General features: G+C 63.1%; 12 protein-coding genes. 6 read left to right on the forward strand and 6 right to left on the reverse strand.

The window, feature by feature from the left end; all coding sequences use genetic code 11:
* Positions 1–10: 10 nt before the first annotated feature.
* Both VJ464_09135 and VJ464_09140 read left to right on the forward strand, forming a co-directional pair.
* Complete coding sequence (locus tag VJ464_09135; protein ID HKQ05282.1) at positions 11–1,363, forward strand: hypothetical protein; 1,353 nt, start codon at positions 11–13, stop codon at positions 1,361–1,363.
* A gap of 87 nt (positions 1,364–1,450) precedes the next feature.
* Positions 1,451–2,608, forward strand: a complete 1,158-nt coding sequence (locus VJ464_09140) for an acyl-CoA dehydrogenase family protein (GenBank protein ID HKQ05283.1) — start codon at positions 1,451–1,453, stop codon at positions 2,606–2,608.
* A gap of 103 nt (positions 2,609–2,711) precedes the next feature.
* Here the strand turns inward: VJ464_09140 and VJ464_09145 are convergent, their stop codons facing one another.
* The 5 genes from VJ464_09145 to VJ464_09165 form a co-directional block, all read right to left on the reverse strand.
* Positions 2,712–5,783, reverse strand: coding sequence for a SpoIID/LytB domain-containing protein (locus VJ464_09145; protein HKQ05284.1), 3,072 nt, complete (start codon positions 5,781–5,783; stop codon positions 2,712–2,714).
* A 4-nt stretch (positions 5,784–5,787) separates the two neighbouring features.
* Positions 5,788–6,750, reverse strand: a complete 963-nt coding sequence (locus VJ464_09150) for a TonB C-terminal domain-containing protein (GenBank protein HKQ05285.1) — start codon at positions 6,748–6,750, stop codon at positions 5,788–5,790.
* A gap of 83 nt (positions 6,751–6,833) precedes the next feature.
* Positions 6,834–8,078: a serine hydrolase domain-containing protein gene (locus VJ464_09155; GenBank protein ID HKQ05286.1), complete on the reverse strand. Its 1,245-nt coding sequence runs from the start codon at positions 8,076–8,078 to the stop codon at positions 6,834–6,836.
* 91 nt (positions 8,079–8,169) lie between these two features.
* Entirely contained in the window at positions 8,170–9,024 is an 855-nt protein-coding gene (locus VJ464_09160; protein HKQ05287.1) for an RNA methyltransferase, read from the reverse strand.
* A gap of 165 nt (positions 9,025–9,189) precedes the next feature.
* Entirely contained in the window at positions 9,190–9,348 is a 159-nt protein-coding gene (locus VJ464_09165) for a hypothetical protein (GenBank protein HKQ05288.1), read from the reverse strand.
* 480 nt (positions 9,349–9,828) lie between these two features.
* Between VJ464_09165 and VJ464_09170 the strand changes: the two genes are divergently transcribed.
* On the forward strand, positions 9,829–12,129 hold the full coding sequence (locus VJ464_09170; protein HKQ05289.1) for an APC family permease: 2,301 nt from the start codon (positions 9,829–9,831) through the stop codon (positions 12,127–12,129).
* Positions 12,130–12,171: 42 nt separating this feature from the next.
* Positions 12,172–12,621 (forward strand): GatB/YqeY domain-containing protein, encoded by a 450-nt coding sequence (locus VJ464_09175; protein ID HKQ05290.1) that lies wholly within the window; start codon positions 12,172–12,174, stop codon positions 12,619–12,621.
* Between the two features lie 76 nt (positions 12,622–12,697).
* On the opposite strand, the gene larB is transcribed toward VJ464_09175, so the two are convergent.
* The gene (gene larB, locus VJ464_09180; protein HKQ05291.1) at positions 12,698–13,480 is read right to left on the reverse strand and encodes a nickel pincer cofactor biosynthesis protein LarB; all 783 of its coding nucleotides are present in this window, start codon (positions 13,478–13,480) and stop codon (positions 12,698–12,700) included.
* 376 nt (positions 13,481–13,856) lie between these two features.
* On the opposite strand from larB, the gene VJ464_09185 reads away from it, so the two are divergent.
* Positions 13,857–14,312, forward strand: a complete 456-nt coding sequence (locus VJ464_09185) for a CBS domain-containing protein (protein ID HKQ05292.1) — start codon at positions 13,857–13,859, stop codon at positions 14,310–14,312.
* A gap of 242 nt (positions 14,313–14,554) precedes the next feature.
* Positions 14,555–15,691, forward strand: a complete 1,137-nt coding sequence (locus tag VJ464_09190) for an NAD(P) transhydrogenase subunit alpha (GenBank protein ID HKQ05293.1) — start codon at positions 14,555–14,557, stop codon at positions 15,689–15,691.
* Positions 15,692–15,771: the final 80 nt, after the last annotated feature.

Here is a 15,771-nt window from a genome sequence, read left to right on the forward strand (position 1 = left end):
GACCTCGATTATGCAACTCAGAGATGGAAGAAGACAACGGCTCGCCGTGCTGCTCTGCGGCGCTGTGCTGATGCTGTCTCAGTCAACTCCTTTGCCGGCGGCAGCGGGCCAGAAAGCCCATGCCAATGCGCCGGCGCAGGCGACGGGCCAGCGCGCGCCAACGCTCGGCGCAGACCTTTACTTCGCCAATAACATCTCGCCGCTGATCGCTGCCTGGCAAGACAAACAGCAAGGCGACGAGATGGCCGCGGCGTTTAAGGCCGCCGGCTTGAAGAGTCTGCGCTTTAGCTCGCACGGGTATTACAGCGCCCGCGGCGAGCAGGCGACCGCGCAGGTCAAAGCCGAAAACAAGCTGACGAATCAATATCCCTGGTTCGCGCTCGACGACTACGCCGACTTCATCGCCGCGCATGACTTCACGACGGTCTTTGGCGTCAACGTCGAAGAAGGGCCGCAGGCCGCCTTTGATGCGGTGCAGAAATTTCTGAGTCGCAACTTGCAAGCGAAGCTCGTCGCCGTCGAATTGTCGAACGAGCCGTGGCTGAATTACCGCCCGTGGCAGCCGGAAGAATATGCGGTGCGCGCCGCCGACGTGATTGAGCGATTGACGCCGCTCGGCGTGCGCTTCGCCCTGCCGCTGACCGTCGGCAACGATAACAACACACCGACCAAACTCACAGACACGGTGTGGAACACGCGCATGCTTCAGGCGCTCACGAAACGCATTGATCTTGCGAGCCGCACGGACATCCTGGGCGTGCTGCATCTCTACTCAGGCGGCATGCGCGGCAAGAGCGTAGATTACTTTAACCAGATCGTCCGCCCGTTTGCGCCGCGCATGCGTTATCTGGTTACCGAGTTCAACATCCGCCTGAGCCTCGAAGGCAATCCGCACCTGACGAACAAGTACGCGATGGAGATGGCGCGCAAGCTCGCCGACGTCCTGAGCCGCCCGGAAATCGAAGCCATGTACATTCACGCCGTGCCTTATCATTCGGTGCTCTACTGGGCGAACCGCCGAGGCCGCGTCACGGTCGTCGGTCTCGCCGACGAGCGACTGAAAGGCGAGGCGCTCAATCGCGGCTGGCACCTGACGCCGGCGGGCCGCGTTTATGGCTTCTATTCACGGCTCGCCTGGAATGGTGACCTGCTCGATTATCACGGCGGCGACCAGCAGAGTTACTGGGCGGTGCGCGCAAGCGACGGGCGCACCATCATCACGCTGCTGAATGATGATGACCGGGCGACGAAGAAGAAGCTCAAGGTCGCGGGCCACGAGTTGACGCTCGCCGCGCCGCCGCGCGCCATTGTCAGCTTCGACATCAGCGGTCAGGAGGTCGAGCGGCTGGTGCTGCCTTACTGAGCCGCGCCTGTTTGACTCGCCGTTCGTCGCCTTATACAATCCGCCTTCGCCCCGGCCTGCACTCATTATCCGAAGGAGGATCAATCGGTGGACGAATTACTGAGCAAAGAGAATCTCGATTACCGCGACCGCGCACGCCAGGTCGCCGAACAGTATGTGAAGCCGGTCGCCGCCGAGCTTGACCGCACCGGCGAATATCCCTGGGATGTCATCAAGGCCCTGCAAGAGACTCAGCTCATGGGCATGTGGATTCCGAAGGATTTCGGCGGCGGCAGCTCTGGCCTGCTCAATCTCTGCATCGTCGTCGAAGAAATCTCGCGGGCCTGTGGCGCCATCGGCTGCGCTTATGTGGTCAACGCGCTCGGCTCGCTGCCGATTGTTCTGGGCGGCACCGAAGAACAGAAGAAGCAGTACCTGCCCGACATCGCCGCTGGCCGTAAGCTGATCGCCTTCTGCCTCTCTGAAAAGAATGCCGGCTCGGACGCCGGTAGTCTGCAAACGCGCGCCGAGCGCGACAGCGATGGCTACGTCATCAATGGCGATAAGAAGTGGACGACCAATGGCGCGGCGGCGAGCCTCTACACGGTCTTTGCGACGACCAACCCGGAGCGCGGCACGCGCGGCGTCACCGGCTTTATCGTCGAGCGCGAAACGCCGGGCTTCGAGCTGGGCAAGCGCGAAGACTTGATGGGCATTCGCTGTGTGCCGGTCAACGAAACGCACTTCCGCAATGTGCGCGTGCCCGAAGCGAGCTTGCTCGGCGGCAGCGAAGGGCGCGGCTTCAAGCACGCAATGATGACGCTGGATGTCGCTCGCCCCTTTGTCGCCGCGCAGGGCTTAGGCATCGCGCAGGGCGCGTTAGACCTGGCGCTCGGATACACCAAGCAGCGGCAGCAGTTCGGCCAATCCATCGCCTCGTTCCAGGGCATTCAATTTATGCTCGCAGACATGGCGACGCAGGTCGAAGCGGCGCGCCATCTGGTCTATGCGGCGGCGCGCGCCGTGGACGCGGGCGTCAAAGATGTCTCGAAGATTTCGGCGATGTCGAAAGTCTTTGCCACAGACACGGCCATGCGCGTCACCACCGACGCCGTACAGTTGTTTGGCGGTTACGGTTACTGTCGCGATTATCCGGTCGAGAAGTTCATGCGCGACGCCAAGATCACGCAGATTTACGAAGGCACGAATCAGATTCAACGCATGGTGATTGGCCGCGCTTTGATCCGCGAGGGAGCATCGAGATAAATGATGAACGATGAATGATGAATGATGAACTGCCGGAGACAAGTCCCATTACGGCGGGTGCTAGCTCTGTAATTCATCACTCATCATTCATCGTTCATCATTTTCAATAGACCTTCTGCACGCGCACGCCGGTGTAGTACTTCTGAAGAATCTGTGTGTAGGAGTAGCCATCGCGCGCCAGCCCGTAAGCGCCTACCTGGCACATGCCGACGCCGTGGCCCCAGCCGCGCCCCGTGAAGACGAAAGCCGTGACCCGCCCGCGCGCATCAAACTCGCGGTCAACGACGAAGAGGTTTTCTTTCAATCCGAGAACGCTGCGCAACTGCGGCCCGCGCAGGCTCGTCGTGCCGTCCGGGCCGGCGACTTCGATTTCAATCACGCGGCTCGACTCGGTGAATTCAGTCGGCGTGAGGCTGTCGAGCGGCCCGACGTTGACGCCGGCGCGCGCCAATCGCCGCCGCACTTCTTCAGCACTGATGCGTTCCTGCCACTGCGCGACGCTGGAAAAGCGGTCGCTCGAAGCGCCGCGCTCCGACGGCGTGGCTTCAAGAAAATCGACGCGCCCCGCCGAGTCCATGTGATAGATGACGCTCTCGCCGCCCACCAGGGTCAGGCGGTCAACCGCATAGCCCGCGTCGCCAAAGCGGCGGAACAAATACGCGCCCGGTTCGACTTCAAGGCCATCGAGCGTCTGCCGCCCGGCAAGGCGATTAGTGGAATTGTCGCGGTCAAAGCCCGAGGCGTTCGAGTAAGCAATAATCTCTTTGGCGGTCATCTCCTGGCCGGCGCGCGTGGGCCGCGCCTCGGCGTCGATGCTTGCGAGCGTGCCGGGCTGGCTGCTTGATCTCGCGGGGGCCGTCGAAGCCGGCGGGCGCGGCTTTGCGCTGGCCAGAGCCTTCGAGTTGGACTTGTTTGCGCTGGCGACCGCTTTCGGTTTCGCGTTGCGACGAGCCGTGATTTGTGGCGGCGCACTGGCGCGGGCTTCTTTGCTCGCCGTCGTCTTCACCGAAGCGACCGCGGCTGCCGGCGCTCTAGTCGCGGGCGGCAGCGCAAGCAACAGTCGGCCCTGCTCGGCGGCCCGCGTCGTTTCAAATTTCAAGCCCGCGGTAAGCGACAGCAGATTACCGTTCTGCATGGCGCGTGATTTCAGCAACAGGGCGCGGGCCAGCGTTTCAATCACCAGCGCGCGCGTCAGCGGGGCGCGGCTGTCGAAGCCGGCAGGCCATTGCAAGAGGCGGTCGCGCAACAGCAACGCCAGGCTGGCGCGCATGTCGGGCGTCGCTTCTTTCACCGCCAGGCCCGTAAGCAAGTAATCGACATCGGCGGGCGTCAGCAGCAAGCGGGCATGGCCTTCGCCATAAATCGCCGAAGCCAGCAACAGCGCGAAGCCGCCGAGCCGCGTCGTCTCTTTAAGCGACCGCGGCGCGGCGTGGCCGACTATCTCGGCGGCGCGTCGCATCCAGTTCTGCATCTCGCCATCGTCGGGCGCGCTGCGCAGATAATTCGTTGACGCCTTGCGCGGCAGCACGAAGCCGAGCACTTGCAGCAGCGCCAGGTCGCGCCCCCCTGCGCGGTTCTCCGATTCAATCAAGGATTCCGCCGTTCGGTTTGAAACGATGTCGTGACCGGCGAAGGTCTGCCGGTCGGGCTGGCAGGTGACCGAGCGTAGATAAGAGAGCGGCTTGCCGCCAAAGATCACTTCGTTATTTTCGGTGCGCCCGCCGCAGTTGGCCGTGTAGAGCGCATCAATCGGCACTAGCCGGCCTGCGTCGTTTGTATAAAGAATGGCGACGCCGCGCGTTTCTTCGACGGCGCGGTTCGTCAGGTCGCGCTCGGCGCTCAAGCCGCCGTAGACCTGCGAGCGCGTGTCATCGCGCAGATCAAAGTCTGCATCGCGCGACTGCGTGCGATGCGCCAGCGCGTAGGTGCGCGCCGCCACCGCCTGCGCCTTCAAGGCTTCGACCGCCGGGTAAGCGCCCGGCGACAGCTCCATCGGCACGACGCCGCGCAAGTACTGCTCAAGCGGCAGCACGTTGACGACGTTGATGCGGCCACGCGCGTTGAGGATAAGCTGCATCTCGCCGCGATACTCTTTGCCGCCGACGCGTAAGAATGACGCGGCTCGCGACGACGAGTTGCCGCCGAGCGCCGGATTGATGACCACGCTGGCCGCGTCGTTGTTCAGCGGCTTCGGGCGCGCGCCCCACAACCGCTCGGCGTCGCGCTGCTGGGTTTCGAGATAATCGCTGTCGCGTTTCGTCGTCTCTTTTTCTTTGCGCGGTTCGGTTCGCGTGTCGGCAGGCGGGCGCGGCGGCTCGGCCGTGTTAGCGGCGGTGATCGTCAGCCGGTCATCGCTGCTTGCAAGCAGGTGATCGCCTTCGACGGCGACCAGTTGCGACAGCCGTTGATAAGCAGGCTCCGCCTCGCGATGTGCGGCCGGTTTGTTGGTCGTGGTTTTTGCTACAGAAGATTTGCTCGCGCCATCACCCTCGTCGGCGGCGTAATCGGGCGCGACGTGCGCCGCGCCATAGCCTTCGCGGCGCAGCCGTTCGATCATCGTCAGCGCGCCGCGCCGGTCATCGAATTTGCCGATGACGATATGAAAGGCGAGCTGCTGTTTGTCGTAGACGATGCTCGCCGGCTCGGCGATGCGCTGTTTGAGGTCGTCAACGACTTTGCGCGCCTGGCGGGCGTCGGTGACGGTGCCGACTTCGACGCGGTAATCATCGCGTGACGCTTCGTTGATGTCATGGGTGCTGCGACGATCATCACGCACTGCTGCGGTCGCCGGCTGGCGCACGAGCTGCTGGCGAATCTCGAAGCGTACCGCCTGGCGGGCGATCTTTTCGGCGTCGCGACGCGCCCCGTTGCGCAGCACAATGAAGCCTGACGAAGAGCTTAACGTCACGTCGGTCACATCGGTCATCAGGGCGACGCGAATCAGCGGGCCGTCATCGTCATAGGCGCGGTCGGCGTCTATGCGGCGCGGGCGCGAGGCGCTTTGACTGGCGGCGTCATCACTCTGACCGGCGCGCTCGACGATTGAATCATTGGCCGATTGCTGCGCGAAGACGCGCAAGAAATCGCCGCCGTTGAGCAGTAAGCCGGCAGACAAAATAAAAGTAAGCATCGCGCGCCTGCCTTGCAGCCGCACAGATCGTTTCGCTGTTCGCATAACATCACCGCGAAGGGTTGTAATATACCGTCACTGTGAGCGGGATCGTATCACCTGCGGTCTGGGGGTAACCTTCGAAGGGGCTGGCATTAAATATAGCCTGTCTGGCGATATCGTCAAGGGCCTTGTAACCGGATGGGCGAACGAGGGTCAACGACGCGACGCGCCCGCTGCGATTGAGAACCAGCGCGAACTCGGCGGAGACTTCGCGGCTCAGCGTCGTATTGACGAAATCGCGGGGCATGTAGGCTTCATTGGTGCGGCGGACTTTGGCGCGCACCAGGGCAATGTACTGGGCGCTGATGCGTTGCGTGCCAAAGGCGCTGGCTTCGCTGCTGGTGCCGCGCTGCGTGCCGGCAGGCGTTTCGGGCGCACTGTCGGGCGCGGGCCGTGGAGCGGGCGACGCGGGCGGCGTCACCGTAGGCGAGCCGGCGGCAGGGGTGACCGGTTGCGGCGCGCGGGCGCTCGGCACCGCGGCAATCACCGGCGGCGGCGGAACTGTCGAACGGTCGGGCGAATGACCTTGATTGCCGCCGCCGCGAGCGGGCTTGATTTGCGCTTCGATCTCGCTGGCCGATGGCCGCGCTCCCTTGCTGCCGCGCTGCGTCGAAGGGTTGGGCGAGCGGGCGATCAAGTCTGTGTCGTTAGCGGTCTGCGGATCGAATTCAAAGCGGTTGGCCTCGGCGCGCTCAAGCGCCACGGTCGGCGTGCGCATTCGTGAAGACGATGGCGGCGGCGCGATTTCCGTGATCACTTCGAGCGCCGCGACTTGCCGCCGTCGTGGCTTGATGTGGCGCATCTCCCATGAGTTCAAGAGAATGATGCCGGCGTAGAAGCAGATATGTAGGACGACAGACACCGCCAGCAACCGCGCAAAGACGCGCTCGTTGTGCAGCCACACGCGCACGCGGTCGCGCATGCCGCGCAACGGCTGCTCTTCGATGTACTGGTTCAGCGTCTCAAGCACGACAACGACTCATTGGTTTCTGGTTCCTGGTTCGAGCAGGTCGTGAGCCGTGCGGCTGGGTACTACCAACCAGGAACTAGACACTAGCCCAGCGCTTCAACGGCGAGCGTGTTGAAGCGCTGGCGCACGCCTTTCATATCAATCGGCCCGATGTGCGGATGAACGCGGTTGGTCAACAGGACGAAGACGCGCTGCGCCTCGGCGTCCATCCAGACGCTCGTGCCGGTAAATCCATTATGGCCGATAGCGGTCGGCGGCAGGGCGGCGCCCGCCGAACAGTCCGCCGTCGCCGCCAGCACCCATCCGATTGAACGCGCCGTCAGGCGTCCGGGTGTCAAATTCTCTGTCAGCCAGTTGAGGCCGCGCTCGCTCACCAGACGGCTGCCGCGCAGCGATTGACTGGCAATCTGAAAGACTTCGCGCGCCGTCGAGAATAAGCCCGCGTGCCCGGCAACGCCGCCGAAGTAATGCGCATTACCATCATGAACCTCGCCCCAGATGACGCCTTCGCGCCACAGATAAGACGCGGGGACGCGAATGGGCGACGCGGGGACGGGGGGACGCGGCGACGCGGGGATTATCGTCCGCTGGTCGTTGGCTTCTTCTTTCTCCGCGTCGCCGCGTCCCCCCGTCCCCGCGTCGTCTTTTTCCGCGTCTGCGCGTCCGCGGTTCTCGGCGTCGCAAGCGGCGTTGGCATGCTCGAATGACTGACCAAGCTCGGTCGCGGCGATCTCGCGCTTCCACTCAGGCGGCGGATTGAAAGCCGTGCGCGTCAGCGCCAGCGGCTCAATGATCTCTTGCCGCGCCAGGCGGTCGAGCTTCATGCCGGTGATGCGCTCCAGGGCGGCGCCGAGCAGAATGTAGTTCAAATCGCTGTAGACCACCGGCAGCATCGTGGCGCCCGAGACCTCATCGATCAGGCCGGCAATATAAGCCGGCACCGCCGCCGGCTGCGCGGTCTCAAGGTAGAGCGGTCGCCAGTTCGGCAGCCCCGATGTGTGCGTCAGCAGCTCGGTCAGCGTCACCCGGCGCTTGCACTGCCGCAGCTCGCTCAGGTAATCGGCGGCAGGCGCGCGCAGGTCCCAGAGGCCGCGTTCGTCAAGGATGACGGCCAGCAGCGCCGTGACCAGCGGCTTGGTCAATGACGCGAGATCGTAAATCGTATCGAGCGTCGCAGCGATGCGCTCAGGCTCGACGACCGCATGGCCAAGCGCCGCTTCAAAGACGATGTGGCCGGCTTCGCCGATGACATATTGCGCGCCGGGAAAAGCGCCGCGCGCGATTTCGCTTTCGAGGTACGTAGAGATGCGGGTAGATGTGCGTGTCATTTTTATCTTTGTTCGTTCCGGGGCGTTCAACAAAAATTATAAGCGGCAGGCGAACCCAAAGGGAAGCAAATCCTTGGCCTGCGCCGCGCGGTCATTTCATGTTGAGGAATTGACGCTGGCGCGCCGCTTCGTACAGAAGGATGGCCGCCGCCGCCGAAACATTGAGCGATTCGATGCGCGGGCTCATGGGGATGAAGACGAACTGGTCGGCGTCGGCTACCACCTCTTCGTCGAGGCCCGTGGCTTCGCGGCCAAGGATGAAGGCGAGCGGCACGGTGAGATCGGCGTCGGTGTAGGCGTGAGTCTTTTCAGCGCGCGCCGCGTCTTCGATCATCACCGCCATGCGCGCCGGCGACGTGCGCGTGCCGACCAGCGCGACCTGATGCGAGCGGCAGAGCTGCGCGATGTCGGCGCGGGCGACGTCGGTGACAATCGGCAGGCGCAGGGCCGAGCCCATCGAAGCGCGCAGGGCTTTCTGATTGAACGGATCAACCGTGTCCCGCGTCGTCACCAGGCAGTCGGCTGCGGCCGATTCCGCTGTGCGAATGATGGTGCCGAGATTGCCGGGGTCTTGCAGGCCGTCGGCGATGACGACGAGCGTCGGGCGCGCGGCGAACAATTCGGCAAGCTCGTAAAACGGACGGCTGACAATGGCCGCGACGCCTTGCGGCGATTCGGTGTCGGCGATGGCCTGCATCACCTGCGGCGGCACGTGTGCGCCGCGGCAGGGAATCTTTTGCAGCTCGTCGAGCAGCCGCAAGCCGCGCTCGCCGGTCTCAAGCGATGAGGTGAAGGCGATGGTCTCGAAATGCGCCCCGGCCTCGACGGCGTCTTCGATCAGGCGGACGCCTTCGAGAAAAATGTGATGGTGCTCGCTGCCGGCGCGCACCCGGCGAAAGCGTTTGACCAGTGGGTTTTGTCGGCTGGTGATTTTTTCAACGAGCATGAGCGTTGGCCATCAATCGGTCGTCCGTGGTTTCAGGCAGACAGGCGAGATTTCTCGAAGCTCACCACCGTGCCGAGAAGTCCGGCGCTGCCCGGGTCGTCGGCTTGAATATAGCATATCGCGCCGGCTAAATTGACAGCCGCACGAGAGATCATTCCCGCCGGCTTATTTCTTCTTTTCCTGAAAGCGGTGGCCGCAGTACCGGCATTTATAGAACTGGCCGGCACGCTTCTTCGCGTACTTGCCGGCCCTGCGACAGTGCGTGCAGACACGCTTGATCTGCCGCGTCGCGTCGTTGATGAGGTGCGTCCAGATTGGGTTCATAACATCCCTGTGCGGTTGATTGCGCTCGTTGTCGCAGGAGCCGCAGCGCCGTTTGCCGCTGCCGTGTTCGCAAGCGCTTCTTATCCTAACATAGAGGCTCGCCGCGCCGTCGCGCTTGCCCGGCTTGACAAGCGCGCGGGCCGGCGTATGCTATCCACTTGCACAAGGGACTTGCCGATATGAAGAGGCCCGCCGTCACCTCCATTTCTGGTTCCGAATTCGCAATTGGAGAAATAGCATGCCTGTCGCGGTTTGTGGCTACTCGCTGCGCCGACGCTTTGCGAGAGCGGTGTCAGGCTGGTGGGCGAGTGCGCGTCCGGCCAGACGCCAGCGCGTGACTAGCACTCGCTTGAAGGGCTTTGTATGATTAGTCAGGACGCCCGCGCAATCGATTCCCGCAACCGCGAGCGCGGCTGACCCCGGATAAGCGCCTTTTGCCTTCTCACCAGGAGTGCCCGGAAGGCTTTCGGTTGATTGGTTATGAACCTTACAAAATCATCGGGCCGCGTGAAAGTCGTCGTGGCGACGACGGTGATGCTGTCATTCATTTCGTTCTGGCGGGCAGCAGCCATTGTCTTGAACGATCTCGGCTCGTCGGCTTTCTATGTCGGCGGCATCGCCGAAAAGGCGGTCGGCAAGTCGGCCCCGTGGCTCATCCTCGGCGTCATGCTGTTGAGCGCGGCGGTCTCGGCGCTCTACATCGAATCGTCAACGATGTTCACGCGCGGCGGCGTCTATCGTGTCGTCAAAGAAGCCATGGGCGGGACGATGGCGAAGGTTTCGGTGTCGGCGCTGCTCTTCGACTTCATCCTGACCGGGCCGATATCGGGCGTTGCCGCCGGCCAGTACATCGTCGGATTGGTGGCGCAAACGCTCACCTACTTCGGCCACCCGTGGCAGCCGCCGGACGCCGAGAAGAACCTGCTGGCGGCGGCGATGGCGGTGCTGGTGACGGCCTACTTCTGGTGGCGCAACATCAAGGGCATTCACGAATCGTCGGACGACGCGCTGCGCATCATGTACATCACCACCGTCATGGTCATCATCATGATCGGCTGGAGCGTCTTCACGCTGCTGGAGCGTGGCGGCCAAAGCGTGCCATTGCCGTCGCGCGACACTTTGAGTTATGCCGGCGCGCCCGAGCATGCGCTCGGCTGGATTGAATCCTTGCGCTGGTTCGTCTCGGACGGCGACCGCTTCCGCATCGCCGCGAGCGCGCCGACATTGATTGGATTGCTCGGCATCCTCGTTGCCTTCGGCCATTCGGTGCTGGCCATGAGCGGCCAGGAGACCCTGGCGCAGGTCAACCGCGAGCTGGAACATCCGAAGCTGCATAACCTCAAGCTCGCGGCGCTGGTCATCTTCATCTACTCGCTGCTATTCACTTCGCTGGTCAGCTTCTTTGCGGTGGCGATCATTCCCGACGAGGTGCGCCCGCAGGTTTTCGACAACTTGATTTCCGGCCTGGCCATGAGCTTTGTCGGGCCGACCTATCTGAAGCTGATCTTCCAGGCGTTCGTCGTGGTCGTCGGTTTCTTGATGTTGTCGGGGGCGGTCAACACGGCGATCATCGGTTCGAACGGCGTCTTGAATCGCATCTCGGAAGACGGCGTGCTGACCGACTGGTTCCGCGCCCCGCACAAAAAGTACGGCACCACTTACCGCATCGTCACGATCATCGCCGTGCTGCAAATCATCACCATCATCGGCTCGCGCGGCGACGTTTTCCTGCTCGGCGAGGCGTACGCGTTCGGCGTGATCTGGAGCTTTTCGTTCAACGCCGTAGCGACATTGTTACTGCGCTTCACGCGCCCAAAGGGGCGCGAATGGAAGGTGCCGGTCAATCTAAGAATCGGCAAGACAGAGATACCGATGGGGCTGATCATCATCGCCCTGATGCTGCTGTCGATTGCGATGACCAACCTGCTGACCAAAAAGGTGGCGACGATTTCGGGCATCGTTTTCACGCTGGCTTTTTTTATCACCTTCACGATCTCCGAGCGCATCAACCGCCGCAAGCTCGACCTGACGCTGGCGAAGCTCGACCGCTTCCAGTTGCAGCACAGCGAGGCGGTGAGCGAACAGTCGGTCGGCGTACGGCCCGGCAACGTGCTGGTGGCGGTGCGCGATTTCAACACCCTGTCGCACCTTGAGCAGGCGCTGACCGAAACGAACACCGAAGAGCAAGACATTGTCGTGATGACGATGCGGCTGGTTTCGGGCGACACCAGCGGCGAGCCGGCGGACGAGACCTTGTTTGACGAGTACGAGCAGAAGCTTTTCACGCGCGTCGTGGCGCTCGCGGAAAAACATGGCAAGCCGGTTGACTTGCTGATCGTGCCGGCGACGAACATCTATGACGCGGTGGTGCAGACCGCCTATCAGCTCGACTCGGCAGAGATCGTCGCCGGCACCTCGGCGCGGGTGACGATGCAGGAACAGGCGCGCGAGCTGGGCCGCTCGTGGGAGAAGCTCGGCCAGGCGCCGCGCCGCCGCGTGCTGTTCAAGATCATCGAGCCGAGCGGCGACGAGCACGTCGTCGAGCTGGGCGCGCATGCGCCGCCGCTGACGGACGAAGACGTTGCCCTGGTGCATAAGCTCTGGCTACAGATTTCAAACATCCCGAGCCGACGCCGCGTCCACCACCGCGATGTTGTGCGCGTCGCGCTCAATCGCCTGGAGCGCGATATGAAGGGCCGCGCCGACGTGATGTTAGACTTCTACAAGCTGGAGCATGAGAGCGATGACCGGCAGCGCGACGACAACGGGCGCCGCCGCTAGTCGGGCTCGACGCCGCAACCGAAAACGATAAGAGGACTGGATATGGCAATCGTAGAACAGATCAACCGCGACATCACCGCCGCCATGAAGGCGAAAGAGGCCGAGCGCCTGAGCGCCCTGCGCATGATGAAAACGGCGCTGACCTTGCGCGAAACCGAGCTGCCGGGCGCCGTGGACGACACCGAAGCCGGGCGCGTGCTGAACACCTTGCTCAAGCAGCGGCGCGACGCGGCAGAGCAGTATCGCGCCGCCGGCCGCACGGATCTGGCCGACAAAGAAGAGAGCGAAGCGCGGCTGATTCAAACCTATCTGCCGGCTTCGGCCAGCGAAGAAGAGATGGCCGAAGCCGTTGACGACACCATCGCCGAGCTTGGCGCGGCTTCGATGAAAGACATGGGCGCGGTGATGAAGGGTGTGCGCCCGCGCCTGGAAGGCAAGACCGTTGACGGCAAAGCCCTGAGCGAGCTGGTCAAGGCGAAGCTCTCTCGGTAAGAAGTCAGGAGTCAGAAGTCAGAAGACAGAAGGGAAGAGGAAGCCGTCGGTGCGTACACTGTTCGCGCCGCCGCTTTTATTCTGACTCCTGACCCCTGACTCCTGACTCCTGGCCTTTGCGGTTAATCAGGCTGGCGACGTAGCCGGCTCCGAAGCCGTTATCGATGTTGACGACCGTGACGTTCGAGGCGCATGAGTTGAGCATGCCGAGCAGCGCCGCCAGCCCGTTAAAAGACGCGCCATAGCCGATGCTTGTCGGCACAGCGATCACCGGCACGCTGACTAATCCACCAACTACCGACGGCAAGGCGCCCTCCATACCGGCGACAACGATGATGACCCGCGCCGCTTCAAACTCGGCGCGCGCTCCGAACAGCCGATGAATCCCCGCAACGCCGACGTCATAGACGCGCGCCACGCGATTGCCCATTGCCGTCGCCGTCACCGCCGCCTCTTCGGCCACAGGGATGTCCGAGGTGCCGGCAGAGATCACCGCAATCACGCCCGCGCCGCGCTCTGTGCGGTCGCGCAAGACCGACACCATGCGCGCCTCGTGGTGAAACTCCGCTTCGGGCGCGAGCTTCAGGATGGCCTGAAAGACCTCTTCCGTGGTGCGCGAGACCAGCAGGTTGGCGTGGTAAGCGAGAATGCGCTCGGCGATGCGGGTGATCTGCTCGACGGTCTTGCCCTGGCCGAGAATGACTTCGGGGAAGCCGTGCCGCAGGGCGCGGTGATGATCGATGCGGGCGAATTCCAGGTCTTCGTAAGGCAGGTGGGCGAGTTGCTCGGTCGCTTCGTCTATGGACACGCGCCCGTCGCGCGTCTCTTCCAGCAGTTGCTTGATGCGTTCGCGGTTCACGCAACGATTCTAGCACACAGGGTCTATTTATTCTCCGGACTTGAACCGCCAAGACGCCAAGGACGCCAAGAGAACGCCGAGCTTTTCTTGGCGATCTTGGCGTCTTGGCGGTTTATATCCGATGGTTATTCGAGAATGAATAGGCCCTGTTCTAGCACAGCGGTCCGTTGACAATAAAAACGCGGCGCGGGTAGACTCAGGCCAGCTGCAAAGACGTGCAGTTTGTGACCTAAGCAGTCGTCGTCAGCGCGGGCCTTCATCGCTGAGTGGACGACTAACGCACGATCACCTTTCCTCGCCCGAGGCGGTGCGTTGGCCGTTCAAATTATCCAGACCCTAGCGGAACCGCCTGCCCAACAGGCGACGAGGAGGGACTATGAAAAATCTCGGCTCGATAGTCAAGGACTCGGATCGTGACCTCTTCTGCATATCGGTTGACGACACCGCCTATGCCGCAGCGCGCTACATGGCTGAACGCAACATCGGCGCGGTGACGGTGGTTGAGGGCGAGCGCATCGCCGGCCTGTTTTCGGAGCGCGACCTGATGCGGCGCGTTGTCGCCGAAGGCCGCGACCCGCAAAATGTCCGCGTCGGCGAGGTGATGACCACCAACCTGACCATCGCCAGCCCGGACGAAAGCTACGAATCGGCGATCTCGAAGATGCAGACGGCGCGCTGCCGCCACCTGCCTGTGCTGGAAGGGCAGCGCTTCGTCGGCCTGGTCTCGTTGCGCGATTTGCTCAAGGTGGACGCCGACGAGAAAGCCGAAGAGATTCGCTTGCTCAACACCTACATCAACTATGTGCCGCCCGGCAAGGCACACGGCGCGTAAGCGCCGGGCCACGCCGGTAGCAACAAAACCGACTCGGAGATACGCCGCCAGGGGGTGCCCGCTCTAGCCGCCGGCCGCCAGGGCGAGCCAGGCGACGTGCGAATCAATGGGATGGTATTCCACGCGGGTTAGACGTCAAGCCGCTTCCTGATACAATGCAGCAACAGATATCGCCGCCGCTGGTGATCCGGCAAGCGGCGCGCGGGTCTCTGTCTGAATCGTTCGCTGCCGAAGGAGCCTGAATGCAGGTCGTCGTCGTCAAAGAATCGCAGGCGAGCGAGTCGCGCGTCGCGCTCGTGCCTGAGTCGGTCAAGAAACTCGTCGCCGCAAACGTGCGGGTCGCCGTCGAAAGCGGCTCAGGCCGCGATGCCGGCGCAAGCGATGAAAGTTACACGGCCGCCGGGGCCGACGTGTCGGCGGATCGCGCCGCGCTGCTCGGCGCTGCCGACGTGCTGGCCACGGTCAACGCGCCATCCGTCGAAGTGATCGATCAATTGAAACCGGGGGCGGTAGTCATCGGCTTTCTGCGCCCGCTCGATGAGCCGCAAGCGATGCGCCCGTTTGTCGAGCGCCAGCTTTCGGCCTTCGCGATGGAGCTGGTGCCGCGAACGACGCGGGCACAGGCGATGGACGCGCTCTCTTCGATGGCGACGGTCGTCGGCTACAAATCGGTGTTGATGGCAGCCGAGCGCTTGCCGCGCATGTTCCCGATGCTGACGACGGCAGCGGGCACGGTGCCGCCGGCGCGCGTCCTGGTGTTGGGCGCGGGCGTCGCCGGCTTGCAAGCCATCGCGACGGCGCGGCGGCTAGGCGCGGTCGTCGAAGGCTTCGACATTCGCGCCGCGGCGGGCGAAGCGGTGAAGTCATTAGGCGCGAGCTTTCTTGAGCTGGACTTGAGCGGCTTGCAGACCGAAGATGCCGGAGGCTACGCGAAAGAGATTACCGAAGAAGCGATGGAGCGGGCGCGCGCCCTGATTGCCAAAGCGGCGCGCACGGCGGACGTCATCGTCACTTCGGCGCAAGTGCCGGGCCGCCGCGCGCCTTTGCTGGTGACCGACGAAGCGGTGGCCGGGATGAAGCGCGGTTCGGTGATCGTTGATCTGGCGGCTTCGACGGGCGGCAACTGCGCGGCGACTCGCGCCGGCGAAGATGTAATCAAGGACGGCGTCCAGATTCTTGCGCCCTTAAACCTGGCGGCGACCGTCGCCGTGCATGCCAGCCAGTTGTATTCGCGCAACCTGACATCGTTCCTGAGCTTGATGATCAAAGACGGCGCTTTGAACATGGATATGAGCGATGACATCGTTGCCGCGTCCTGTGTCGCGCACGAGGGCCGCGCCGTCAACGCCCGCGTCGCCGCTGCGCTCGCCGGGAAGTAGTTTATGAAGCTTGTGCAGGTGTGAACTGAATTACAGAGAGGGGTCTAATGCTTGAGCCTTTGGCACTCATCCTCGCGCTG

It is taken from the genome of Blastocatellia bacterium (genome assembly GCA_035275065.1).
GTDB lineage: Bacteria > Acidobacteriota > Blastocatellia > UBA7656 > UBA7656 > DATENM01.